Genomic DNA, 25,726 nt, shown 5'->3' on the forward strand with positions numbered 1-25,726 from the left:
CGTACGTCGAGCACGATGCCGGGGCGGCCAGGGCCACGGGACCGCCCGTCCCGATCACGTCGTGGCCGGCGATTCGCGCAGCACGGCGCCAGGTCCGGTCGGCGCTCATTCCCTGCGCGGCCACGCCGCTCGACCCGCACAGTCGACGATGGTCGGGAACGAGACGGGAGCGACAGTCGGGACCGAGACGGCGGCGCCCCACCGACCGAGAGGAGGGTCGACGGTGGGATTGAGTAAGCGGCGACCATGATCGAGACCGTCCTCGACTGTGCCGGGCGCGTGATCCCGCCCGATGACCGCACGTTGGTCCGTCGGACGGTCGCGGAGGGTGGTCGCGGGAGCGACGCACCGGCCGGTCACCCGCCGCAATCACATCTGCCGCCGTGGGAACCGGGCGCGTGATCCCGCCCGATGACCGCATGTTGGTCGGACAGACGGTCGCGGAGGGTGGTCGCGGGAGTAACGCACCGGCCGGCCACCCGCCGCAATCACATCAGCCGCCATGGGAACCGGGCGGGCGGACCGTGGTTGCGGACGCACCGGTCGACACACACACCCGAGTGGATGTGGACGCATCGGCAGATGCGGCGGCCCGCCGGCCGAGAGCCGAACAGCCTGAGCCAGGTCACCGGAGATGGCAGACGGTTGCAGCGACCCGCGCGACGGCGTCCCGAAGAACCGGCGCTCAGCCGCGCGCGGACCGACCGGAGCGGCGAGAGGATCGCGAGGACCGCCCCGCAGCAGCGGGTCGAGCGCCCATCACCCCGCGAACCACCTGGGTGGGTGGATCCACCACGCCCGCACCGACAGGGATCACCGACAGTTCGGCGAGCCCGAGCCGGAGGAGCGCGGCGCGATCACGCTCGATCTCCTCCGACGCGCTGGAACCCTTGAGTGCCAATAACTCGCCGCCGGTCCGGAGGAACGGGACGGACCAGCCGGCCAGCTTGGCCAGCGGTGCCACCGCGCGGGAGGTCGCTGCGTCGGCACCCCCGTGGGTGGCAGCCACCTGCTCCGCCCGTCCCCGGACGACCTCACAGTTCTCGAGTCCAAGGGCCGCGATCGCCGCCACCAGGAACGCGCAGCGTCGCTCCAGTGGTTCGACCAGCACCAGCCGGCAGTCGGGTCGGGCGATGGCCATCGGAATGCCGGGGAGACCGGCGCCGCTGCCGATGTCGACGATGGTGCCGTCGGCCGGGAGCAGGGGAGCGGCGACCGCGGAGTTCAGCACGTGCCGGCTCCACAGCCGGGCCCGCTCCCGCGGGCCGATCAGCCCGTGCAGGATGCCGTCGGTCGCCAGCAGCTCGACATACCGGCGTGCCCGGTCGACGCCGTCGCCGAACACGTCGGCGGTCATCTCCGGTTCCGGCTCCACCGGCACGGCCATCGCCGCGGCGGGCTCCACCGGACCGTGATCCGGGACGGCCGGCACGGCATCTCGGCGCCCGCTCGCACCGAGGTCATCCGAGCCGGCGGCGGGACCGCCTGTCACCGGAGCTCCATCGTCACCGTGACGGATCTACCGACGACCGTCGTGCCCACGCGAAACGACCGGCGGCGGCCGTTCGGGCCGCCGCCGGTCGTCCGGAACGCAACCGGGATCAACGTCAGGAAGCGGGGGAGACCACCACGCGACGCCGCGGCTCCTCGCCCTCGCTCGACGACTCGACGCCCTCGACGGTGGCGACCGCGTCGTGCACGATCTTCCGCTCGAACGGGTTCATGGCGGGCAGCTTCACCGGGGCGCCGTCGTCGAGCGCCTCCTGCGCGGACCGAAGGCCGAGAGCGGTCAGCTCCTCCCGGCGCTTCGCGCGGTACCCGGCGATGTCGAGCATCAGCCGCGAACGCTGCCCGGTCTCGGCGGTGGCCGCCAGGCGGGTCAGCTCCTGCAGCGCATCGAGGACCTCGCCGCGCTCACCGACCAGCTTGTCGATGTCACCGTCGCCGATGATCGAGACGACGGCGCGCTCGCCCTCGACGTCCAGGTCGATGTCACCGTCGTAGTCGAGGATGTCGAGCAGTCGCTCGAGGTAGTCGCCGGCGGCGTCGCCCTCGGCGACGAGGTCGCCGGCATGGCCGCGGCCGCGGGACGGGGTGCTGGGCACATCTTCGACGGCATCGGTGCCGTCGGTGAGGATGTCGGTGCTGGTGTCGGTCATGAGGTCACCTCGGATAACTGGCGGTGCCGGGACGATCCCGGTGGTCTGGTGGGCGGCTCGCGCCGTGGCGCAGGTCGCTGGCGGTCAGGTCGCGAAGGTCAGCGACGGTTGCCGGGCTTCTTCTTGCGGTTGTTCGACGGCCTGTTCGGCGACCGTCCGCCGGGTCGTTGGCCGCCGCCGTTCCGGCTCGCACCGCCGGACGCACCGGCGCCGGCCGCTGAACCTCCCGCCGCGCCGTTGCTCGCAGTGCCGTTCGCCGCGCCACCGCCCGCGGAACCTCCGCCGCCCGCGGCGGTCGTGTTCGCGCCGCCGTCGTTCGGATCCGGATTCGTCGCAGGCTGTTTCGTCAACGAGGTCCCGGTCGGCGGATCGGCCGGCTGCTCGGTCCGGCTCTTCGGCTGGACCACCGGCCGGGCCTTGGCCCCCGCCACCGGCTTCGCACCGGGCTTGGGCTTGGCACCCGGGGTCGGCTTGGAGAACTTGGCGGCTTCTTTCGCCTCTTCGACGATCAGCGCCTGGGCAGCCTTCTTGCGGTCCTGCATCCGGTGCGCGACCCACAGCTGCCCGAAGGTCCAGCTGTTGTTGGCCAGCCAGTAGAAGAGGATCGCCAGCGGGAAGAAGGGGCCACCGACGACGACGAACACCGGGAACACGAACATCATCAGCTTGTTCATGATCGCGGTCTGGGGGGTGGCGGCCGCCTCCGGGTTGATCTCCCGCTGCCGCAGCACGGACCGGCGGGAGGTCAGGAAGGTGGCGAAGCCGGCCAGGATGGTCAGCGGGATGCCGACGGTGATGATCGTGCCGCGGTCGCCGGCCATGTGCAGCAGCTGGTCCGCGGGCATCGTCATCGACGACGACAGCGGAGCCCCGCCGAAGATCTTCGCGAGCCCGAACGACTGCACGTCCGATGCGCCGAAGAAGTAGACGTTCTGCCGGAACCCGAATCCGGTCTCCGAGCCCGCTTCCGGGACCGGCTGGAACATCCGCAGCACGTGGAACAGACCGATGAAGACGGGTGCCTGGACCAGCGCGGGCAGGCAGCTCGAGAGCGGGTTGACGCCCGACTCCTTGTTGAGCTTCATCATCTCTTCGGCGAGACGCTGCCGGTCGTCCTTGTACTTCTCGCGCAGCCGCTTCATCTCGGGCTGGACGGCCTGCATCTTGAGCTGGCTGTCCATCTGCTTGAGGAACGGCTTGAACAGGATCAGCCGGAGGGTGAAGACGAGGAAGACGACCGAGAGCACCCAGGCCCACGAGTTGTCGTACCCCATGAAGGAGCCGAACACCTTGTGCCAGACCCACATGATCCCGGAGACCGGGTAGTAGATGTAGTCCAGCGAGAAAAAGTTGAACGTCACGCCGCGGTGCTCTTCTCCGATGAGGGGCTGGATCGTCCGGGACCGGACGGGGCTTCGTGATGGTGGTCCGCACCGCAGGCCGACGCCGCGGCAACGATGCTCGGGCCACCGGATCCGGCGACGACCGGGCCGCGGCTCGCGCCGTGCTCACAGGTCGTTCCCATCGGATCCACGGACGTTGAACTCCCGTGCGCGCCGCTGCGTTCCCGACGCGGCGGCACATGATCGATCCCGCCGTCGCTCCACGGATGGCAGCGCCCGAGCCGACGAACCGTCAACCAGCTGCCCTTGAATGCACCGTGCTCGCGCAACGCGGTCACCGCATACGTCGAGCAGGTCGGGTAATAGCGACAGGTCGCCGGGGTGTACGGCGTGATGAAGCGTTGGTAGAAGCGGATCGGCGCGATGAGCAGCCAGGCCACCGGCCCCGGGCGTCTCACCGGGCCGCCTTGCGCAGCGCCGAGGCGATGCCGGACCCGAGATCACTTGCCAGGGCAGCGGAATCGGCGTCAGCAGCGGCGGGCAGTGCCCGGATCACCAGGTCGGTCCCCGGCGGCAGCGTGGCCAGCCGTTCGCGGACGATCGGCCGCAGACGGCGGGTGATCCGGTGCCGGACCACGGATCCGCCGATCTTCCCGGACACCACGAAACCCGCCCTCGCGGGCATCTGCCGATCGGTGGTCAGCAGATGGACGACGAGACGGCGGGTTCCGGCGCGGCGCCCGGAGCGCACCACAGCGGCGAATTCACCGGAGGTGTGCAGGCGGGCGGCCGTCGGGAGCACAGGCGTGTCCGCGGGTCGACCGGAGCGGTCGACCGGTCAGGCCGACAGCTCGTCGCGGCCCTTGCGGCGGCGGGCGGCCAGGATGGCGCGGCCGGCGCGGGTACGCATGCGCAGACGGAAGCCGTGGGTCTTGGCCCGGCGCCGGTTGTTGGGCTGGAAGGTGCGCTTGCTCACGGTGATCTCTCCAAGGTGTGTACTGCCGACCTGTGTCGTGCTGGTGATGCTGTACTGCCGGTGTTGCGGTCCTGCCACTGCGTCGGGTGGTGCCGTCGCGCCTGCCGGTACGAAGCCGGAACAGGCACGACACCGACGGTGACAGGGCAGGTCCGGAGTCCGACACCGTGAAGTTTCCACGGCACGCGTCGACCCCGGACAACGGCATGCAGCAGCCCACACCGATCGGGTCTGTACCCAGGGTAGAGACCGGCAGGGAGCGGGTCAAACCGATCGGCATCCGGAAGCCTCCGGATGGGACTTCGTTCCGGGTCCGGAAGCCGCCGACCGAACGGCCCACCGAAGTCCACCCGGACGTGCCGGCTCGGCATCCGTAGAGCCGGAACCGGACGCTCGGTGACGGTCGCCACCGACGACCCCCGCCGGGCCGGCGACTGCCGGAACACAGCAGCCGAACGGCAGGTGGACGGGGTCCGAACACGGTCCGTACGCTGCCGCACGGTGCGCTGCACGGCGTCCACCTGCGCTGACCATGATCGCTCCCGGATGTCCGGATCCCCACGGTTCACCCACCGGGTCCGGTCACCGTGCGCTCATCGGTGACCAGAACATCCCGTCTGTCCATTTGGTTCCACGGAACACTTCTCGCGCAACACGCCGGGCCGGATGCTTGCCCTGACCGGCCGTCTTGTGGTCGGGCGAGTTCTGTTGTTAGCTTCTCGTCGCGTGGCCAGAGCAGACGAGGGCTCCCACCGACAGTTGCACGACGGTGATGACCCGAACGGCACCCCGGGGGGTCCGGCCGCCGGCGCGGCAGAGTTGTCCACTCCCTGTGGACAACTCTGTGGACAGCGTTCCGGTGTCCGTAGAGCAGAGGGAGAATCCGGTTCGTGGCCGATGAAGTCCAGGAGCTGGTGCACCTCTGGCGCGGGGTCGTCGCCGACCTGTCCGCGGACCTGTCCCCGCAGCAGCGCGCATGGCTCTCGATCACCGAGCTCGCTGCCCTGTTCGGCAACACCGCCCTGCTCGCCGCTCCGTCCTCCTACGCCCGCGAATCGATCGAGCGCACGCTCCGGCAGCCCATCTCGGCGGCCCTCGCCGCCCGGATCGGCCACACCGTCTCCGTCGCGGTGACCGTGACCGAGCCGACCGCGGCGGCGACCGCCGAGTCCCACCCCGTCGACGGCGGTTCGAACGGCCGCCCGACGATCGGCAGCTCCGGCCAGGCCGCAACCTACCCGGCCGAGGTCGGCCCGGCGGTCGGCCCGATCCACCCCCTGCCGGAGGTGGCCCGACCCGGATCCGGCTTCGTCCCCGTGCAGGCCGGACCTCCCTCGGATCTGCCCGCGGGCCCGACCCACAGCGCCTTCACCGCCGGGATGCCCGAGCCGACATCCCTTGCGGGGCAGATGATCCAGGACGGCGACGAAGCGGACGAGGACGACGAGGACGACGAGGCCGCGCGTCTGGCGACGGTCTCGGAGATCTGGCCGGCAGCGGCCTTGCGCCGGGACACCCCGCCGGCCACCCCCTCCCAGACCCGGCTGAACGAGAAGTACCACTTCGAGACGTTCGTCATCGGCTCGTCCAACCGGTTCGCGCACGCCGCTGCGGTCGCGGTCGCCGAAGCACCGGCCCAGGCGTACAACCCGCTGTTCATCTGGGGCGACTCCGGGCTGGGGAAGACCCACCTGCTGCACGGGATCGGGCACTACGCCCAGCGGCTCTTCCCGGGGATCAAGGTGCGGTACGTCTCCAGCGAGGAGTTCACCAACGACTTCATCAACTCGCTCCGGGACGACCGCAAGGTCGCGTTCCAGCGCAGGTACCGCGATGTCGACGTCCTGCTGGTCGACGACATCCAGTTCCTCGAGGGCAAGGAGGGCACCCAGGAGGAGTTCTTCCACACCTTCAACACCCTCTACAACGCCAACAAGCAGATCGTCATCACCTCCGACCGCGCACCGAAGCGGCTGGAGACCCTGGAGGACCGGCTGCGCACCCGGTTCGAGTGGGGCCTGACCACCGACATCCAGCCACCTGAGCTGGAGACCCGGATCGCGATCCTGCGGAAGAAGGCCGCGCTCGACCACCTCGACGTCAGCGACGACGTCATGGAGTTCATCGCGTCCCGGATCGAGCGGAACATCCGCGAGCTCGAGGGTGCGCTGATCCGGGTCACCGCGTTCGCCTCGCTCAACCGCCAGCCGGTCGACCTCTCGCTGGCCCAGGTGGTGCTGCGCGACCTCATCCGGGACGCCGCGGCCACCGACATCGATGCCGCCACGATCATGGCCGTGACCAGCGAGTTCTTCGAGGTGTCGATGGACGAGCTGTGCGGGCCGATGAAGACCCGCGGGGTGGTGACGGCGCGGCAGATCGCCATGTACCTGTGCCGCGAGCTCACCGACCTGACCCTGCCCAAGATCGGCCAGACCTTCGGCGGCCGTGACCACACCACCGTCATGCACGCGGCGAAGAAGATCCGCGGCGAGATGACCAACAAGCAGCAGACCTACGACCAGGTGCAGGAACTGACCTCCCGCATCAGGGACCGCGCCCGCCGCTGATCCCGGGTTGATCCCTGTTCTGCTGCAGTCGCTGTCGGCATGACCCGGGTATGTGCAGGCGTCCGCAACAGCGCGGCCCCGACGATGCTGTCCCGTTCGGACCGGACCGAGGGCTGCGCAGGCCGGGACACCTCAGGCCAGGGTGATGGTGGCGGCCGCCACCGGGACGGCGTAGGCGCGGCACCAGATCAGCACGGTGACGACGCCGCTGACGTCGGCGATCGGCACGTTCACCGCACCGTCGGTCGTGGCGAACCGCCCGAGGTCCTGGCCACCCGGTTCGACCGCGTCCGCCCCGGGCACCACGTGCAGGACGTAGTCCGGTCCCGGTTCCACGGAGAAGTCCTCGAACCGCACCACCGCCCCCTCGGCGACGTCGATGACCCGGACGACGCCGCTCGCGCGGTGGTCGATCCCGACCAGTGCGCCGGATCCCTGCAGCCGCGGCAGCACCGCCGTCGCCGTTGCCGGCGGTGCGGAACCGGTGGCCACGGTCGGGGGTGGTGGGGTCGGCGTCGGGATCGATGTCGCCGGCGGTCCGGGCGGGGACGGCACGTCGGTGTCTGAAGCGGAACCTGTTGGCCGGGAGCTGTTCTCGGAGGCAGCGGTCGACACCGTCGTTCGGGGGGACGAGCCGGTCGTGGAGAGAGGGTACGACGTCTCGGATGTCGGTGACGACGGCGCCGATGCTGTTGTCAGGGAGCCGGTCCCACCCAGGGGCGGCACGGTCACGTCCGATGCTGCGGTCGCAGCAACTGCGAGCGGATCGGCGTCAGCGGCCACCACGGGTCCGCGCACCTGCGGCAGGATCTCGCTCCACAGGAACACCACCAGCATCGGCACCAGCGCCAGACCCCGTGCCACCAGAGGCCGCCGGGACCAGCGGAACACGACCAGCCCGACCACGACCCCCAGCAGCAGCGCCCCCGCAAGGATCAGCAGCGCCTGCGGACTGCCCAGGACCGACCGGGCGATCCCCGGCCGCAGCAGGGCCCAGACGCCGCCACCGACCGCGAGAGCGATCAGCCCGATGACATCCCACTTCCGTTCCCAGCGCCTGCGGCGCGGTTCCCTGCCGGCGTTCGTGAGCACCGTCCTCCGTCCGACCCGTCGACATCCGGGGAGTTCCAGGAGTGCCCAGGCCGGGCCCACGCCGCGATCCGGCACCGGACATTCCTCGCGTACCCATCATGAACGCCCGCGCGGTCGAACAGGTTCGATCGACCCGGCCGGCAGCCATCGGCGTCCGGGTGGGTGGCCGGACACCCGGCCACGCACTGTCAACTCTCCAGTCGTCATCGAGCCGGACCCGACCGGCCACCGGGAGAGCGCGTCACTCTCATGATCACTTTCGGCGATCCCTCGACCACTGCTCGACACCATGCACATCATGTGGACAACCCTGTGGACAACTGTGGACAGCGGGTGGACACCTGAGCATCGACGTCGTCCGTCCCCACACCCGACCGTCGGTCCCCGTCCCGACCCCTGGTCTCCTGCACATCGTGCCACACCGTGCGGCCAGCGCGGACGACCCCGGTCCCCACAATCCACAGCACCTACTACTACGACTGAATTTCTCTCTCCAAGAGATCTCTCCAGTACCCAGGTGTGTGGATCCGTCCGGCTTCCCGAGATCGACCGTCCCACCCAGGGAACCCGGAGCACAGCCCGGACCAGGAGAACCCGGTCCCCGGGGATGACGTGATCGCCTCCTTGGCCGTACGGTGTCAGTCCCGTGTGCCGATCGGGGTCCGCACCCCGGCCGGTCACGTCCGTGCCCTGCACCGCGGCCACTCCGCGGTGCGAGATCTCGTTTCGGAGGACCGATGAAGCTGCGGGTCGCACGCGAAGACCTCGCCGACGCCGTTGCCTGGGTGGCGAAGTCGCTGCCCAGCCGCCCGCCGGTCCCGGTGCTGGGCGGGATCCTGCTCGAGGTCACGGGCGACACCCTGGTCGTCGCCGGGTTCGACTACGAGGTCTCCACCCGGGCCGAGGTGTCGGTCGATGCGCAGACCGAGGGCCGGGTCCTGGTCTCCGGGCGGCTGCTCGCCGAGATCACCCGGGCGCTGCCGGCCAAGCCGGTCGACATCGTCACCGACGGGTCGCGGGTGACCATCACCGGCGGCTCGGCCAAGTTCACCCTGCCCACCATGCCGGTCGAGGACTACCCGGCCCTGCCGGAGATGCCGGCCGCCTCCGGCACCGTGGGCGCCGCGGAGCTCGCCGAGGCCGTGGTGCAGACCGCGATCTCCGCCGGCCGCGACGACACGCTGCCCATGCTGACCGGCATCCGGGTCGAGATCGAGGGCGACAAGCTGACTCTCGCCGCGACCGATCGTTTCCGGCTGGCCGTCCGGGAGCTGAGCTGGACCCCGGACGTGCCCGACCTGTCCACCGCGGTGCTGGTCCCGGCCCGCACTCTGGCCGATGCGGCCAAGACGCTCGGCTCGTCCGGGACCGTCGTGGTCGGACTCGGTGACGGCCTGCTCGGCCTCGAGGCCTCCGGCCGGCGCACCACGGTCCGGCTGCTCGATGTGGAGTTCGTGAAGTACCGCTCGCTGCTGCCGAGCAGCAGCACCACCACCGTCGAGGTGGCCGCCTCCGAGCTGACCGAGGCCATCCGCCGCGTCGCCCTGGTCACCGACCGCGGGCACCACCTGCGCATGCAGGTCACCGACGGGATGCTGACGCTGACCGCCGGCGGTGACGACGAGGGGCGGGCCGAGGAGGAGCTGCCGGTCGAGGCCGACGGCGCCGAGCTGCTGATCGCCTTCAACCCCGGCTACCTGCTGGACGGCCTGGGCGTCGTGCACGCCGACACCGTCCGGCTCGCCTTCACCACCCCGTCGCGGCCGGCCCTGATGGTCCCGGTGGTCGACCCGGACAAGAACAAGCCGGAGCAGGACTACCGGTACGTCGTCATGCCGGCCCGCCTCCCGGGCTGACGAGTTCGCCGATTCGTCACCGGATCACTCCCCACCGTGACGGATCGGTCGGTCACCGTGGACACTGTCCACGGCGGAACCCGATCGCGCCGGCGGTCAGGTCCTCCGGTTGACGAACGGCATCACAGGACTCGGCCCTACAGAAGGGGAACACCATGCAGCTCGGGTTGATCGGCCTCGGCAAGATGGGCGGCAACATGGCCGAGCGGCTGCGCCGCGGCGGCCACCAGGTCATCGGCTACGACCGCAGCCCCACCTCCCCGCGCGACGTCGAGGACCTGCCGGCGCTGGTCGCCGCGCTGGAGCCGCCGCGCGCGGTGTGGGTGATGGTCCCGTCTGGCGAGCCGACCCGGGCCACCATCACCTCCCTCGGCGAGGTGCTCGAGCCGGGCGACATCATCATCGACGGCGGCAACTCGCGGTACACCGACGACCAGCTGCACGCGAAGGCGTTGGGGGAGAAGGGCATCCGCTACATCGACGCGGGGGTGTCCGGCGGTGTGTGGGGCCTGACCGAGGGCTACGCGCTCATGGTGGGCGGTGACGTCGGCGCGGTCTCGGTGGTCCAGCCGATCTTCGACACCCTCAAGCCGGAGGGCCCGGGCGGTTTCGTGCATGCCGGTCCGGTCGGTGCCGGCCACTTCACCAAGATGGTCCACAACGGCATCGAGTACGGGATGATGCAGGCCTACGGCGAGGGCTACGAGCTGATCAAGGCCTCCCCGCTGGTCACCGACCCAGACGCGGTCATGTCCTCCTGGCAGCAGGGCACCGTCATCCGTTCCTGGCTGCTCGACCTGCTGGTCCTGGCCCTGCAGGGGGATCCGGGTCTGGCCGAGATCCGAGGCTACGCACAGGATTCCGGCGAGGGTCGGTGGACGATCGAGGCCGCCATCGAGCACGCCGTGCCGCTGCCGGTGATCACCGCCGCGCTGTTCGCGCGGTTCGCCTCGCGGCAGGACGAGTCGGTGGCGATGAAGGTCGTCGCCGCACTGCGCAACCAGTTCGGCGGGCACGCGGTCGGCAAGGCCGGCACCGAGGGCGCTGTTCCGATCACCTGATCCCGGCCGGGTGATCATGTCGGTGTCCGGTGGGAAGGTGGTGGAGTCATGTACGTCCGCCACCTCTCACTCCAGGACTACCGGTCCTGGCCGACCGCCGAGCTGGCCCTGCAGCCCGGCGTCGAGGTGCTGGTCGGGCGGAACGGCGCCGGCAAGACCAACCTGGTCGAGGCCATCGGGTACCTGGCCGGCCTGTCCAGCCACCGGGTCGCCGCCGACGCACCGCTGATCCGCCGTGGCACCGAACGGGCCGTGGTCCGCGCGGCCGTGGTGTCGGCCGGGCGTGAACTGCTGCTCGAGGTCGAGATCAACAACGGCCGGGCCAATCGCGCGCGGATCAACCGGTCCCCGCTGGCCCGGCCGCGCGACCTGCTCGGGGTGTTGCGCACGGTGCTGTTCGCTCCGGAGGACCTGGCCCTGGTCCGCGGGGATCCGGGCGAGCGCCGCAAGTTCCTGGACGACCTGCTGGTGATGCGGGCGCCGCGGCTGGCCGGGGTGCGCAGCGATCACGAGCGGGTGCTCAAGCAGCGCAGCGCACTGCTCAAGTCCGCCGGCGCGGCGCGGCGTGGCGGCGACCTGTCCACGCTCGACGTCTGGGACTCGCATCTCGCCGATGCGGCGGCGGTGCTGCTGCAGGCGAGGTTGACCTTGGTCGAGGAGATCCGCCCGCACGTGGTGCAGGCCTATGCGGAGCTGGCGCCGTCCTCCGCTGCGGTCGACCTGGCCTACCGGAGTTCGCTGGGTGCGGCCTTCCCGGAGGCGCCGACCGAGGAGTCGCTGCACGCCGCGCTGTTGGCCGAGATGGGCCGGCTGCGGTCGCAGGAACTGGACCGTGGGGTCTGCCTGGTCGGGCCGCACCGCGACGACCTCGACCTGTTGCTGGCCGACGGACCGGCGAAAGGCTATGCCTCGCACGGGGAGTCGTGGTCGTTCGCGCTGGCGCTGAAGATCGGTGGCTTCCAGCTCTTGCGCTCGGACGGGGTCGACCCGGTCCTGGTGCTCGACGACGTCTTCGCCGAGCTGGACACCGCGCGCCGACGCCGGCTGGCGCACCTGGTGGACGGCGCCGACCAGGTGCTGATCACCGCCGCGGTCGGTGACGACGTCCCGGTCGAGCTCGGTGGTCGCCGGCACACCGTGGTGGACGGCCGGATCGACAGTGAACCGGGACCCGGGGACACCCCGGGAGCAGCCGGTGTCCCGACCGATCGGTCCGGTGCCGACGGCGTCGACGGTTCGGGTGCGGACGGTTCGGGTGCGGACGGGTCAGGTACCGACGGATCCGGTGTCGATGGATCCGGGGCAGGAGATCGGGGTAGCGGGCCGGCCGGCAGCGCGACCGGAGCGGAGTGCATCGGCGATCCGTCGGTCACCGATGCCGAGGCCGTGACCAGGTGATCCTCGCCTCGACACCTGCGGTGAGACGTGGGTCACGTAGATGCTCCTGGGGATGTGCACAGCCCTGTGGACAGTGTGGACAACCAGGGTGGATGCACCCCGGCGGAGTGAACCGAAGGGGAGTGGCACATGGCTGATCACCCGGACGGTCGCCCCTCGGACCGGCGTGATGGTCGTCCTGAGGTCACACGAAACGGTTCGAGCGCGGGTCGGCCAACGACCGGTACCGCGAACGGCTCTGCCGGCGCCCGCGGGTCGGACCTGGCGCGGGAGGCACTGTCCGCGGCGCGAGCGCAGAACGAGCAACGGCGGGCCGCGGCCCGCGCCGCTTCCGCCGGGGCCGCGAACCCGAAGGGTCGTCGGGCAGGTGGGGCGCAGAGCCTTCGCCGCCGGCGGTGGTCCGGCAGCGGCGACGACCCGCTGCGCGATCCCACCCCGCTGGGTGCCACCTTGCGCAGCTGGACGAAGCAGGCGGGTGCCGGTGCCGATCTGGCGAAGGCCACGGTCTTCGGGCGCTGGGCGGAGATCGTCGGAGCGGACATCGCGGAGCACTGCCGTCCGGTGTCGCTGGTGGACGGTGAGCTCCAGCTGCAGGCCGAGTCGACGGCCTGGGCGACCCAGATCCGGATGCTGGCCGGGCGTCTCGTGCAGCAGATCAACCGGGAGGTCGGTCCGAACACCGTCTCCCGGATCACCGCCCGCGGCCCCTCCGGTCCCTCCTGGCGGTTCGGTCCCCGGCACGTGCCGGGTCGGGGGCCGCGCGACACCTACGGCTGAGCCGCGCGGCAGTGTCGTTGGGTGGCACCACCGGGCCAGTGAGTTCGCGGCCTGGCGGTGTTCGTGGCCTCCTCTGCGAGGCGGAAGCCGACCTGCTCGGCCCGCACGCCGCCGGACTCCCGGTGCGGTGAACGGCTGCGCGGCGACGGGCGTGCAGATGGGGTCGAGAGCAACTCGGGATCGCGCCGGAATCCGGTGGAACCGGTGCGGGGGTGTGGTCGACGATGAGTTCATGACAGGGGGACATGCGCCGGCCGGACCTGATCCGCAGCGACTGCGTCCGGTGGCCGATGCAGCGGATGCTGCCTGGATCGCCGAGCGGCTCGGAACGTCCTGGGGCACGGTGGGACACGTTGTCCCGCAGGGATTCCAGGCCTATGCCCGGATCACCCACCCGGTGCAGCGGGAAGCGGACGAGCTCTCATGGCAGCACGTCTGCGCCGTCACCGGCCGCACCGCGCACCCGTTGATGCAGTGGCAGTCGATCGCGGCACCGGATGCCGACGGCCGGCGGCTCTGGACGGACGACGTGCCGATGATCGGCAGCCTGGAGAGTCCTTCTCTCGGCCGATTGGCCGATGTCCTGGCAGCGCACACCGCCGCGGTCGACGACTGCAGGTTCGGACTGTGGGACGGCTACGGGTGGATGCACGGTCCCTTCTCGATTGTCATGGTCGGCCCGGGCCCACAACCGCCGATCCCACCTGCCTTCGGACCGCATGGACCCGGCGGCACCGCCGATGCGGAGGGCCCGATGCTGCACCTGCCGCACCGGGACTACCACCTGTTCGACGGCCCGCTCGGTGTGCTGCACGAGCAGCGGTTCTGGCCGACCATCCGGGAGTTCGACGAGGTGATGGCGGTCTGGACCACTCCCCAGTCGCCGAACCTGCTGTGGCCGGCCGACCGTTCCTGGTGCGTGGCGACCGAGATCGACTTCGACAGCACACTTGTCGGCGGTCCCGCGGCGCTGATCAACGACCTGCTGTACGGATCGTCCGGGCTCGAGACCTGGCCGGTACGGCCGGAGGACGATCTGTCGATCAACGGCGACACGATCAACTGACGTCGAGCGGGTGCGACCGGGGTTGTCGCCGGGCCAACGCATCCCTCTTCGGACGTGACCAACCACTGCACATCCTGCGCCGGCGGGGGGCACCGGTCGGAGGATGCGGCGTGCCCGACCGACGGACCGGTCGCGGAGTCCGCTCTGCTGCGGCTTCCCCGGACACGGCGACGGCCCGCGACGAAGGTCGCGGGCCGTTGTCGGTCAGGTCAGTCCCAGAGCAGTTCGGCGCGGCGGCGCTCCCGGCGGCCGAACAGCGCGGTGAGCACGGATGTGATCGCCTTCGGGAAGACCGAGCGCAACACCTCGGTGCGCTTGTCGTCCAGGTCGTCGAGCATCCAGAAGATCTGGCGCGCCATCTGCGACGGCGAGCCGAGGCGGTGCAGCTTCTTGTCGATCTCGGCCCACTGCGCATCGGTGAGCCGGGCGGACAGGGCCGGCATCGCGACGGTCTCCTCGTGCTGCAGGTGCGGTTCCAGGACGACGGTCAGGTCGTGCGCGGCGCGCCGGACGGCCGCTCGGTCCTCGGCGTCACCGGAGGACGACCAGGTGTCCAGGGTGGCGTGCAGCCGCTCGATGGCCCAGCTCAGCCGGTCGTGCTCCGCCTCCATCTGCTCGGACAGCGACTCCAGATCCGGGTGGTGCCGCAGCACGACGGGCCAGATGATCTCGTCCTCGGCCTCGTGATGGTGGTGCAGCTGCTCGAGCATCCAGCGCAGGTGCTCGATCATCGCGACCCGGCGGCGCAGGCTGGTCGGCCGGCGCAACACCTCCTGCACCCGGCGCAGATCGCGGCGCAGGCCATGGTGGATCACCTGGTTCATCACCTCGTGCAGGTCCGTGGGGACGTCACTCGGCGCCGGCCCGGTGACCGCGCCGCCGCGGCGGGCGGCGAGTTCGTCGGCGCCGGTGCGCTGGGTCGGCACCGGGTTCTTCTGCTGCGGGGTGGTGCTGGGCTGTTCGGTGGCGCCGTGTGGGGTGGCGCTGTGCGGCGTGGTCAGGCGGGTGGCCATGACGAATCTCCTGGGGTTCTTCATGTCGGTCGGCTTCAGGTCGTGCGGGTCCCGGCGCGCGTCAGACCGGGCCGGCGGATCGTGCGTGCCGATCCGATGGTCAAGAGCCGCCGCCGGTTCCTCCGATACCTCCCGTTCGCCGGAGTCCGCCCGATTCCCCCGTCCGGCCCACCCCCACCCCGCCCGAACCAGCGATCCGTTGCGTTGAACCACGCTCGACGAGGCTGACGGCACCCGATCTGCACGAGCCACTGCCGGACCTACTGGTCGTGCGCCGGCCGCCGCTGTATGCCCGCCCCACCCCCACCCGGCGCGATGATCAACTTCCACCGCGCGCACGAACCAGGCGACTCCCGCCCCACCCGTCCCATTTCCGCCCGGAACCCACGCGCCTGCGAAGTTGATCATCGCGACGAGGCAGGGACAGGGAACGGCTGAGTGTCCGGGAGAGCGCCGGGACCCCCCGCCCCCGCGCCCCTGACCCGAGCCCGGACGAACCGGGCGCGCCACGGCGGTGTCAGGTAGCACAAAGGCGGCATCAGGAGCCGGGAAAAGGTAGACTGAACGGCGGTCCCAGTCGTGGGAGGGCCTCAGATCGTCGCTGACGGATCCTGGCGCAGTTGCCGGGAAGCTCCGTGGAGACGATCCCGGGCCCGTCGCGCGCTGCGGATCCCCGGACGAGTGTGTCAGATCCATGATCCCTCCGGTTCGGCCGTCACCGCGGCCGGGCGGGGGGATCGTCGGTGTCGGACACGTCCCGTCCGGACCGGGCACGAACGGGAAGCACGACAGAAGAGGGACCTGTGGCGGCGAAGAAGCAGAACGAGTACGGCGCATCCTCGATCACGGTGCTGGAGGGCCTCGAAGCGGTCCGCAAGCGCCCCGGCATGTACATCGGCTCCACCGGCGAGCGCGGTCTGCACCACCTGGTGCAGGAGGTCGTGGACAACTCGGTCGACGAGGCGATGGCCGGGTTCGCGGACAGTGTCGAGGTGGTGCTGCGCGCCGACGGCGGCGTGTCCGTCATCGACAACGGCCGTGGCATCCCGGTCGACATGCACCCCAAGGAGAAGCGGCCCACCGTCGAGGTGGTGCTGACCGTGCTGCACGCCGGCGGCAAGTTCGACTCCGACTCCTACGCGGTCTCCGGCGGTCTGCACGGTGTCGGCGTCTCCGTGGTGAACGCGCTGTCCACCCGGCTCGAGGTCGACATCCAGCGCGACGGCGGCCACTGGCACCAGGTCTACGACCACGCCAAGCCCGGCCCGCTGGAGGACCTGGGCAAGAGCGACGCCACCGGCACCACCGTCACCTTCTGGGCCGATCCCTCGATCTTCGAGACCACCACCTATAACGTCGAGACGATCTCCCGGCGGCTGCAGGAAATGGCCTTCCTCAACAAGGGCCTCACCATCAAGCTGCGCGACGAGCGCCGCCCCGCGCTCGAGGAGGACGCCGACGCCGAGGCGGTCGCCCTGGAGGGCGAGGGCGTCGAGAAGGCCAAGGCCGACTTTAAGCCCCTGGAGCGCACCTTCCACTACCCGGGCGGGCTGGTCGACTACGTCAAGCACCTGAACCGGACGAAGGAGCCGGCGCACGCCTCGATCATCGGTTTCGACGCCAAGGGCGAGACCATGGAGGTCGAGGTCGCGATGCAGTGGAACAACTCCTACGCGGAGTCGGTCCACACCTTCGCCAACACCATCAACACGCACGAGGGCGGCACCCACGAGGAGGGCTTCCGCGCGGCGCTCACCTCGACGGTGAACAAGTACGCCCGCGAGAAGAAACTGCTCAAGGAGAAGGACCCGGCGCTCGAGGGCAACGACATCCGCGAGGGCCTGGCCGCGATCATCTCCATCCGGCTGCGCGAGCCGCAGTTCGAGGGCCAGACGAAGACCAAGCTCGGCAACACCGAGGCGAAGTCGTTCGTCCAGCGCGCCTGCAACGAGTGGATCGCCGACTGGTTCGAGCGCAACCCCTCCGAGGCCCGGGCCATCGTCAACAAGGGTGTGTCATCGGCACAGGCACGGATCGCCGCCCGCAAGGCCCGCGAGCTGGTCCGCCGCAAGGGCGCGCTGGAGATCGGCGGCCTGCCCGGCAAGCTCAAGGACTGCCGCAGCACGGACCCGAGCAAGTCCGAGCTGTACATCGTCGAGGGTGACTCGGCGGGCGGCAGCGCCGGCGCCGGCCGCGACTCGATGACCCAGGCGATCCTGCCGATCCGCGGCAAGATCATCAACGTGGAGAAGGCCCGGATCGACCGGGTGCTGAAGAACACCGAGGTCCAGTCGCTGATCACGGCCCTGGGCACCGGCATCCACGACGAGTTCGACCTCGCCAAGTGCCGGTACCACAAGATCGTGCTGATGGCCGATGCCGACGTCGACGGCCAGCACATCCGCACCCTGCTGCTGACCCTGCTGTTCCGCTTCATGCGGCCGCTGGTCGAGGCCGGGTACGTCTATCTGGCCCAGCCGCCGCTGTACAAGCTCAAGTGGACGAAGGGCGAGCAGGAGTTCGCCTACTCCGACCGCGAGCGCGACGGCATGATCCAGATCGGGACCGAGGCCGGCCGGAAGCTGCCGAAGGACGACGGCATCCAGCGCTACAAGGGTCTCGGCGAGATGGACGCCAAGGAACTGTGGGAGACCACCATGGATCCCGCGAACCGGCTGCTGCTGCAGGTGACCCTGGACGACGCGGCCACCGCCGACGAATTGTTCAGCGTGTTGATGGGTGAGGACGTGGAAGCGCGGCGGAGTTTCATCACCCGCAACGCCCGGGACGTCAGGTTCCTGGACTTCTGATCCGCAGATGTGCGCATCTCGTCGCGAGGACCGCGAGAAGTCATGCATCACAGGGCTTCTCGGATAGTTTGCGACAATGCGACGAGATGTGCACACGATTCATCCACAGTGTGGAATACCCGGCCGGGAGCCGAAGGCGGCAAATGATCGGCCCGGTGTTCCCGCTCCGGCACGGACCAAACATCGAATCTCCGGAAATCACAGCGGAACACGGAAGTGCTCCCCGGTGAACAGGAACAGAACGGAAGGCAGCAGGAGATGACGGGCCCCACCGGACCGACCGCCGAACACGACCGGACAGAACCGGTCGACATCCAGCAGGAGATGCAGCGGTCGTTCATCGACTACGCGATGAGCGTCATCGTCTCGCGGGCGCTGCCCGATGTCCGGGACGGTCTCAAGCCGGTGCACCGCCGGGTGCTCTACGGCATGTACGACGCCGGCTTCCGGCCGGACCGCGGCCGGGTCAAGAGCTCCCGCGTCGTCGGCGAGGTGATGGGCAACTACCACCCGCACGGTGACAGCTCGATCTACGACACCCTGGTCCGGCTGGCCCAGCCCTGGTCGCTGCGCTATCCGCTGGTCGACGGTCAGGGCAACTTCGGGTCCCCGGGCAACGACCCGGCCGCCGCCATGCGGTACACGGAGTGCCGGATGGCGCCGCTGGCGATGCAGATGCTGGCGGGCATCGACGAAGACACCGTCGACATGATCCCGAACTACGACGGCAAGACCACCGAGCCCACGGTGCTGCCCGCGCGGATCCCGAACCTGCTGGTCAACGGCTCCTCCGGCATCGCCGTCGGTATGGCCACCAACATCCCGCCGCACAACTTGCGCGAGGTGTCCGAGGCGGTCATCTGGTACCTGGACAACCCGGAGGCCACCGCCGAGGAGCTGCTCGAGGCCTCCATCGAGCGGATCAAGGGCCCGGACTTCCCGACCAAGGGCCTGATCGTCGGCGGCGACGGCATCGCGGATGCCTACCGCACCGGCCGCGGCTCCATCCGGATGCGCTCCGTGGTGGAGATCGAGGAGGACAACAAGGGCCGGACCACCCTCGTCGTCACCGAGCTGCCGTACCAGGTCAACCCGGACAACCTCGTCACCGGCATCGCCGAGCTGCACAAGGACGGCCGGATCGCCGGCATCGCTGACATCGCGGACGAGTCCAGCGACCGGGTCGGCATGCGGATCGTCATCACGCTCAAGCGCGACGCCGTCGCCAAGGTCGTGCTGGCGAACCTGTTCAAGCACACCCAGCTGCAGACCAGCTTCGGCGCCAACATGCTGGCCATCGTCGACGGGGTGCCGCGCACCCTGCGGCTGGACCAGATGATCAGCTACTACACCGCGCACCAGATCGAGGTCATCCAGCGGCGGACCCAGTACCGGTTGGACCGGGCCGAGGAACGCGCCCACATCCTGCGTGGCCTGGTCAAGGCGCTGGACATGCTGGACGAGGTCATCGCCCTGATCCGGCGCTCGCCCTCGGCCGAGCAGTCCAAGGCCGGCCTGATGGAGCTGCTCGACGTCGACGACGTGCAGGCCACCGCCATCCTGGACATGCAGCTGCGCCGTCTCGCCGCCCTCGAGCGGCAGCGGATCATCGACGACCTGGCCGCCCTCGAGGTCATCATCGCCGACCTCAAGGACATCCTGGCCCGGCCCGAGCGGCAGCGTGCCATCGTCCGGGACGAGCTGCGGGAGGTCGTCGACAAGTACGGCGACGACCGGCGCACCCGGATCGTGGCGTTCGACGGGGACGTCTCGATGGAGGACCTGATCGCCGTCGAGGACGTGGTGGTCACGATCACCCGGACCGGCTACGCCAAGCGCACCAAGACCGACCTGTACCGGGCGCAGAAGCGTGGCGGCAAGGGCGTGCAGGGCGCCGCGTTGAAGCAGGACGACATCGTCGCCCACTTCTTCGTCTGCTCCACCCACGACTGGATCCTGTTCTTCACGAACAAGGGCCGGGTGTACCGGGCGAAGGCGTACGAGCTGCCCGAGGCCAACCGCAACGCGCGTGGTCAGCACGTTGCGAACCTGCTCGCCTTCCAGCCGGACGAGAAGATCGCCCAGGTCATCCAGATCCGGAACTACCAGGTCGCGCCGTACCTGGTGCTCGCCACCAAGGGCGGCCTGGTCAAGAAGTCCGAGCTGCCGTTGTACGACTCGAACCGCTCCGGCGGTCTGCAGGCGATCAACCTGCGGGACGACGACGAGCTGGTCGGCGCGGTGCTCTGCTCGGCAGAGGACGACCTGCTGCTGATCTCCGCCGAGGGCCAGTCGATCCGGTTCCACGCCTCCGACGAGGCGCTGCGGCCGATGGGCCGGGCCACCTCCGGCGTGCTCGGCATGCGGTTCAACTCGGGCGACGAGCTGCTGTCGATGGACGTCGCGCAGCCCGGCAGCTACGTGCTGGTCTCCACCTCGCGCGGCTACGCCAAGCGCACCGAGATGGAGGAGTACCCGGTGCAGGGCCGCGGCGGCAAGGGCGTGCTGACGATCAAGTACGACCGCAAGCGCGGCAACCTGGTCGGTGCGCTCATCGTCGACCTGGACGCCGAGGTCTACGCGATCACCTCGCAGGGCGGCGTGATCAGGACATCGGCGAAGGAAGTGCGCAAGGCGCAGCGCCAGACGATGGGGGTCCGCTTGATGAACCTCGCGGATTCCGACACTCTGGTGGCGATCGCACGCAACGCGGACGCGGGTGACGACGTCCCTGAGTCCGGGACCGCTGTGCCCCCGGCCGCCGCCGGCACCGAGAACGACGCCGCCGGGACCCCGGATGCCCCCGGTGCGACCACCGACGGAGCGCCGGACGCGGAATGACCCGGTCGGGCCGCGCCTGAGGGCGCGGCCTGCCGGTAGCTTGGAACGACGCATGAGCACAGCCCTGCGGGGCCGAAGGAGAACTGAGTGACGACGCCACGTGCCACACCGGCAGGTGCCCCCGGGGCACCGGCCGCCGCTCAGCGCTCCGCCTCCACCACCGCGCCCCCGCGCACCGGTGGGCGTACGCCCACCGCCGGCACGCCGGCCGGGACGAACGGGGTGCCCGCGGCCGGTGTGCCGGCGGGCTCGCCGCGGTCGGAGACGAACAACCGGCCCGAGGCAGCGGCCCCGCGTCGCGGTCGGGCCCAGCGTCGGCCCCCGCGGCTCGCTTCGCTGCAGCTCAAGCGGATCGATCCGTGGACCGTCCTGAAGATCAGCCTGATCGTGGCGATCGTGATGTTCTTCGTCTGGATGATCGCCGTCGGCGTGCTCTACCTGGCCCTCGGCTCCATGGACGTGTGGACCCAGCTCAATTCGACCTGGGCGACGCTGACCTCGGCGGACTCATCAGGTCAGGCCGGTGACCTGATCACCCCGGGCGCCGTCTTCGGTGTCACCGCGGTGATCGGCGCCGTCAACATCGTGCTCTTCACCGCCCTGGCCACCATCTCGGCGTTCGTCTACAACGCCGCCGCCGGCATGTCCGGCGGCGTCGAGATCACCCTCGGCGAACGCGACTGACGAGCCACACCCCGCCGCACCACGGACGCCCCGCCTCCTGCACCAGGAGGCGGGGCGTTCCGCATCTCCCCAGCCCCTCACCCCCGACCGGCCCCCCGCCGCGACCCGACGCCATCCTGACCCCGACCTGACCCCGACCTGACGCGAGGATCTTCATCGCAGGCGCGTAGGAAAGTGGCGACAACCGTCCCACCAGTCCCAAACAGCGAACGATCACACGCGCAGGCGAAGAAGATCCTCGCGCGAGGGGGCGGGCTTAGGCGGGCTTCTCCTTCGACTGCACATCCCCCGGCTGGCCGCGCGCCGCCTCGATCGCGATGGTCGACTCCGGCGGGGCGTCCGGCCCGCGGGCCTCGGCGCGGAGGTACTGGGCGATCACCATGATCACCGAGACCGCCGGCACGGCCAGCAGGGCGCCGATGATCCCGAAGAGCCCGCCGCCCGCGGTCACCGCGACCAGCACCACCCCGGCGTGGATCTGCATGGTGCGGCTCATCAGCATCGGGCTGATCACGTTGCCCTCGAGCTGCTGCACCACCAGCACGATCGCCAGCACGGCCAGCGCCGTGCCGAAACCGTTGGCCACCAGAGCGACCAGCACCGCGACGAACCCGGCGACGAACGCACCGATGATCGGGATGAAGCCGCCGAAGAAGGTCAGCACCGCGATCGGCAGCGCGAACGGCACGCCGAGCGCCCAGACACCCAGGCCGATGAACACCCCGTCGATCGCCGCGACCGCCGCCTGCGCCCAGACGTACCGGGCGAGGGTGTCCCAGATCCGGGTGGACAGCTCGGTGAAGTGACGGCCGGCGCGGAAGCCGACCCACCGGGTCACCCAGGGCTGGAACCTTGGCCCGTCCTTGAGCATGAAGAACGCGATGACCAGCGCCAGCACCAGCGTGACCAGCAGCGATCCGACCGTGGTGAGGCTGGTCAGCGCCGACGACGCCAGTGTCTGCGCGTGCTCCTGCAGCCAGGTCAGGCCCTTGTCGAGCAACTGACCGACCGCGTCGTCACCCAGGTTCAGCGGCGGACCGGCCAACCAGGTCTGCAGCGAGTCGATGCCGTCGGAGAACTTGTCGGACAGGCCCTGCCACTCGCTGGCGATCAGCGTGGACATCAGCGCGATCAGGCCGCCGACCACCACCGGCACCGCGACCACACCGATCGACGCGGCCAGCGCGTGCGGGAGCTTGCGGCGCATCCAGCGCACCGGCGGCCAGAGGATCGTCGACAGCATCAGCGCCAGCAGGACCGGAAGCATGACCTCCCAGAACAGGCCGAACAGCCAGAGCACTACGTACAGCCCGGCACCGATGATCAGGATCCGCAGCGTCCACCGGGACAGTTCCGCGACCGCGTGCGAGACCCGCTCGCCGGCCGCCGGGTCCTCGGTCACCGGCGTGGCCGGCGACTCCGGTTCCTTCTTCTTCCTCTTGCTCCCGGAGGGCTTCTCTCCGGCGGATCTCTCCTCGGCGGACGGCGGCTCGGCGGGTCCGTCGGATGCGGTCATGATCCAGGGGTACCCGAAATCGGCGGTGTGCCCCGGTTCGCCACGCGTGGCCACCGCCACCGTTCGCGATGATCACCCCGTCGCCGGACCGGTCCCGGACCACCGGCCACCCGCTCGACCTGCGGCGGCGGGGTCCGAGCAGGGGCGGGCATCCGGCGGCTGTCGGCCGTCCTCGGCAGACTGGTCCCATGACGGCCCCCGACGAGGCGAGACCCTGGGTGCTGCACGTCGACATGGACCAGTTCATCGCGGCGGTGGAGGTCCAGCGGCGGCCGGAGCTTGCCGGCCTTCCGGTGGTCGTCGGCGGGAACGGTGATCCGACCGAACGCGCGGTCGTCGCCACCGCGTCGTACGAGGCCAGGGCGTTCGGCATCCACTCGGGGATGCCGCTCAAGCTCGCCGTCCGCAAGTGCAAGGACGCGGTGTTCCTGCCTTCCGACCACGCCGCCTACGACGAGGTCTCGGCACAGGTGATGGCCGCCCTCGCTGCGCTGCCCGGTGTCACCGTCGAGATCCTGGGCTGGGACGAGGCGTTCGTCGGCGCGGTGACCGCCGATCCCGAGCAGCTGGCCCGGGACGCCCAGCAGGCGGTGCTGGCCGCGACCGGACTGCACTGCACCGTCGGCATCGGCGACACCACGGTCCGGGCCAAGATGGCCACCGGCTTCGGCAAGCCGCAGGGGATCTTCCGGCTCACCGCTGCCACCTGGCTGCCGGTCCTCGGCGAGCGGCCGACGGAGGCGCTGTGGGGTATCGGGAAGAAGACCGCCGCCAAGCTCGCGGACCTGGGCCTGCACACCGTCGCCCAGCTGGCCGCCGCGGACCCGCGGATGCTGGCCGAGCGGCTCGGCCCGACCATGGGTCCGTACTACGCGGGGCTCGGTCGCGGACTGGGCCGCACCGAGGTGATCGGGACACCGTGGGTGCCGCGGTCCCGCAGCCGCGAGGTCACCTACCAGCAGGACCTCACCACCTGGGAGCAGATCCGGCAGGAGACCGAGGTCCTCGCCCGGAAGGTGCACGAGGACATCAAGGACACCGGCCGCCCCGTCGGCCGGATGTCGGTCAAGGTCCGCTTCAAGCCTTTCTTCACCCAGATCAAGATCGCCAAGCTGCCCGCCCCGACCACCGACGTCGAGGAGATGGTGGCCGGTGCCCTGCGGGTGCTGGAGAAGTTCGAGGACCACGACCGTCCGGTCCGCCTGCTCGGGGTGCGGGCGGAGTTCGTGCCGGACCAGGACGAGTCCGGTCGCAGTCGCTGACGGCAGCGCAGTGATGCCGGGTCGCGATCCGCGGGGCGCGCCGGCGGAGATGATCGGCGTCCTCCACATCCGTGCCGTCAGACTGCGGACAGCGCCGATAATCGACGCTCCTCCGGATCCGTGCCGTTCACCCGCGCGTTCCGCGGTCCGACGGCACTGATCGGAAGCCGCAGCGATCGTTGTACTCGTGCCCCGGCCCAGAACCGCACGCTGCGCCGTCGCCGACCGGCGTGCTCCGGATTCCGACCACCCACGCGGGTGTGATCACCCGGTGACCTGCAGTGATATCGCAGGATCCGGGATTGATCCGATACAGGGCCGGGTAAGGGCGACAGAACAGCACTTCTCGACGAACGATCGACGAAAGTGAGTTCCCGTGGCCACGTACCGAGTCAAGCCCAGCAAGCCCATGGCGATCTTCGGAGTCTTCTTCGGAATCGTCATGATCGTGGTGGCCTTGGTGACGGCGTTCAACTCCGAGAAGGGCGTCAACTGGTTCATCTGGGTCTGGGTGGCACTCGCCGCCGGGATCACGATCTTCAACCTGTGGGCGGCGTTCGCGAAGAAGGGCGCGGTCAACACCATCGAGAGCGACGACGGCCCGCCGCCGGTGAAGATGGGCCAGACGGCCGAGAAGGCCTGACGTATCACAGCGGGTCGTCACCCTTCTGGTTCCGGATGTCCACCGGAACCCGAGGAGACCGATGACCGCGTTCGTCCCGCCACCCGCCGTCCCGTCGGCGCAGGCGCAGCAGCTCTACGACGAGGACGTGGCGGACTCCGGTGACGTGATGAACCTGAGCCGCGTCTGGGCCCACCGGCCCGAACTGCAGGAGGGCCTGTTCGATCTGCTCCGCACGGCCAACGCACCCTTGCAGCTGTCGATGCGCGAGCGCGGGATCCTGGTGACCTCGGCCGCCGCCGCACTGGGCGACTCCTACTGCGCACTGGCCTGGGGCGAGCGATTGGCGCAGGAGAGCACCCCGGCCATTGCGGCAGCGGTGCTGGCCGGCGACACGGACGACCTGACGCCGAGGGAGCGAGCCCTGGCGACCTGGTCCCGGGCGGTGGCCGACGACCCGAACGCCACCACCGCGGCGCAGGTCGACGACCTGCGACAAGCGGGCTGGACCGACGAGGAGATCGTCGGAATCACCGTCTTCGTCGCGCTCCGACTGGCGTTCTCCACCGTCAACGACGCGCTGGGTGTCCGCCCCGACGCCGCCTACCGGAGCACCGCGCCCGCCGAGGTGTTGGGCGCCGTCACCTGGGGACGCCCGATCGAGGAGGCCTGAGCCGTCA

19 protein-coding genes and 2 pseudogenes are annotated in these 25,726 nt (G+C 70.2%); 12 read left to right on the forward strand and 9 right to left on the reverse strand.

Features of this window, described 5'->3' with window-relative positions; all coding sequences use genetic code 11:
• Positions 1-685: 685 nt before the first annotated feature.
• The 6 genes and pseudogenes from rsmG to rpmH form a co-directional block, all read right to left on the reverse strand.
• Positions 686-1,492 (reverse strand): 16S rRNA (guanine(527)-N(7))-methyltransferase RsmG, encoded by an 807-nt coding sequence (rsmG, locus tag GIS00_RS13670; protein ID WP_322097937.1) that lies wholly within the window; start codon positions 1,490-1,492, stop codon positions 686-688.
• Between the two features lie 115 nt (positions 1,493-1,607).
• Positions 1,608-2,159, reverse strand: coding sequence for a Jag family protein (locus GIS00_RS13675; protein WP_154768979.1), 552 nt, complete (start codon positions 2,157-2,159; stop codon positions 1,608-1,610).
• 98 nt (positions 2,160-2,257) lie between these two features.
• Positions 2,258-3,520 (reverse strand): membrane protein insertase YidC, encoded by a 1,263-nt coding sequence (yidC, locus tag GIS00_RS13680; protein ID WP_322097938.1) that lies wholly within the window; start codon positions 3,518-3,520, stop codon positions 2,258-2,260.
• A gap of 194 nt (positions 3,521-3,714) precedes the next feature.
• Positions 3,715-3,960, reverse strand: a pseudogene (gene yidD / locus GIS00_RS29345) (membrane protein insertion efficiency factor YidD); the annotation flags it as partial.
• Positions 3,957-4,304 carry a ribonuclease P protein component gene (gene rnpA, locus GIS00_RS13690; RefSeq protein WP_322097940.1) on the reverse strand — a complete coding sequence of 116 codons (348 nt, stop codon included), beginning with the start codon at positions 4,302-4,304 and terminating at the stop codon, positions 3,957-3,959. The pseudogene yidD and the gene rnpA, both read right to left, overlap by 4 nt.
• Positions 4,305-4,340: 36 nt before the next feature.
• Positions 4,341-4,478 (reverse strand): 50S ribosomal protein L34, encoded by a 138-nt coding sequence (rpmH, locus tag GIS00_RS13695; protein ID WP_088287484.1) that lies wholly within the window; start codon positions 4,476-4,478, stop codon positions 4,341-4,343.
• Between the two features lie 890 nt (positions 4,479-5,368).
• Between rpmH and dnaA the strand changes: the two genes are divergently transcribed.
• A complete protein-coding gene (gene dnaA / locus GIS00_RS13700; protein ID WP_322097941.1) occupies positions 5,369-7,048 on the forward strand; it encodes a chromosomal replication initiator protein DnaA in 1,680 nt (559 codons plus the stop codon).
• Positions 7,049-7,180: 132 nt separating this feature from the next.
• On the opposite strand, the gene GIS00_RS13705 is transcribed toward dnaA, so the two are convergent.
• Positions 7,181-8,140, reverse strand: a complete 960-nt coding sequence (locus GIS00_RS13705) for a DM13 domain-containing protein (RefSeq protein ID WP_154768980.1) — start codon at positions 8,138-8,140, stop codon at positions 7,181-7,183.
• A gap of 737 nt (positions 8,141-8,877) precedes the next feature.
• On the opposite strand from GIS00_RS13705, the gene dnaN reads away from it, so the two are divergent.
• From dnaN to GIS00_RS13730, 5 genes and pseudogenes are all read left to right on the forward strand, one after another.
• Positions 8,878-9,996, forward strand: coding sequence for a DNA polymerase III subunit beta (dnaN, locus tag GIS00_RS13710; protein WP_154768981.1), 1,119 nt, complete (start codon positions 8,878-8,880; stop codon positions 9,994-9,996).
• A gap of 155 nt (positions 9,997-10,151) precedes the next feature.
• Positions 10,152-11,057, forward strand: a complete 906-nt coding sequence (gene gnd / locus GIS00_RS13715) for a phosphogluconate dehydrogenase (NAD(+)-dependent, decarboxylating) (RefSeq protein ID WP_154768982.1) — start codon at positions 10,152-10,154, stop codon at positions 11,055-11,057.
• A 48-nt stretch (positions 11,058-11,105) separates the two neighbouring features.
• Positions 11,106-12,212: pseudogene (recF, locus tag GIS00_RS13720) on the forward strand (DNA replication/repair protein RecF); the annotation flags it as partial.
• A gap of 372 nt (positions 12,213-12,584) precedes the next feature.
• Entirely contained in the window at positions 12,585-13,232 is a 648-nt protein-coding gene (locus tag GIS00_RS13725; protein WP_154768983.1) for a DUF721 domain-containing protein, read from the forward strand.
• A 232-nt stretch (positions 13,233-13,464) separates the two neighbouring features.
• Complete coding sequence (locus tag GIS00_RS13730) at positions 13,465-14,298, forward strand: hypothetical protein (RefSeq protein WP_154768984.1); 834 nt, start codon at positions 13,465-13,467, stop codon at positions 14,296-14,298.
• 209 nt (positions 14,299-14,507) lie between these two features.
• Here the strand turns inward: GIS00_RS13730 and GIS00_RS13735 are convergent, their stop codons facing one another.
• A complete protein-coding gene (locus tag GIS00_RS13735; protein ID WP_154768985.1) occupies positions 14,508-15,311 on the reverse strand; it encodes a hemerythrin domain-containing protein in 804 nt (267 codons plus the stop codon).
• Between the two features lie 803 nt (positions 15,312-16,114).
• Between GIS00_RS13735 and gyrB the strand changes: the two genes are divergently transcribed.
• From gyrB to GIS00_RS28980, 3 genes are all read left to right on the forward strand, one after another.
• Complete coding sequence (gyrB, locus tag GIS00_RS13740; protein ID WP_322097942.1) at positions 16,115-18,121, forward strand: DNA topoisomerase (ATP-hydrolyzing) subunit B; 2,007 nt, start codon at positions 16,115-16,117, stop codon at positions 18,119-18,121.
• Positions 18,122-18,379: 258 nt separating this feature from the next.
• Entirely contained in the window at positions 18,380-20,962 is a 2,583-nt protein-coding gene (gene gyrA / locus GIS00_RS13745; protein WP_154768986.1) for a DNA gyrase subunit A, read from the forward strand.
• Positions 20,963-21,049: 87 nt separating this feature from the next.
• Positions 21,050-21,646 carry a DUF3566 domain-containing protein gene (locus tag GIS00_RS28980; RefSeq protein ID WP_154768987.1) on the forward strand — a complete coding sequence of 199 codons (597 nt, stop codon included), beginning with the start codon at positions 21,050-21,052 and terminating at the stop codon, positions 21,644-21,646.
• Positions 21,647-21,902: 256 nt separating this feature from the next.
• Here GIS00_RS28980 and GIS00_RS13755 read toward each other — a convergent pair whose 3' ends face one another.
• Positions 21,903-23,162 carry an AI-2E family transporter gene (locus GIS00_RS13755; RefSeq protein WP_154768988.1) on the reverse strand — a complete coding sequence of 420 codons (1,260 nt, stop codon included), beginning with the start codon at positions 23,160-23,162 and terminating at the stop codon, positions 21,903-21,905.
• Positions 23,163-23,350: 188 nt separating this feature from the next.
• Between GIS00_RS13755 and GIS00_RS13760 the strand changes: the two genes are divergently transcribed.
• From GIS00_RS13760 to GIS00_RS13770, 3 genes are all read left to right on the forward strand, one after another.
• On the forward strand, positions 23,351-24,424 hold the full coding sequence (locus tag GIS00_RS13760; protein ID WP_154768989.1) for a DNA polymerase IV: 1,074 nt from the start codon (positions 23,351-23,353) through the stop codon (positions 24,422-24,424).
• Between the two features lie 376 nt (positions 24,425-24,800).
• Positions 24,801-25,067 carry a hypothetical protein gene (locus GIS00_RS13765; RefSeq protein ID WP_154768990.1) on the forward strand — a complete coding sequence of 89 codons (267 nt, stop codon included), beginning with the start codon at positions 24,801-24,803 and terminating at the stop codon, positions 25,065-25,067.
• 61 nt (positions 25,068-25,128) lie between these two features.
• A complete protein-coding gene (locus GIS00_RS13770) occupies positions 25,129-25,719 on the forward strand; it encodes a carboxymuconolactone decarboxylase family protein (protein WP_154768991.1) in 591 nt (196 codons plus the stop codon).
• Positions 25,720-25,726 lie beyond the last annotated feature (7 nt).

The organism is Nakamurella alba (assembly GCF_009707545.1).
Lineage (GTDB): Bacteria > Actinomycetota > Actinomycetes > Mycobacteriales > Nakamurellaceae > Nakamurella > Nakamurella alba.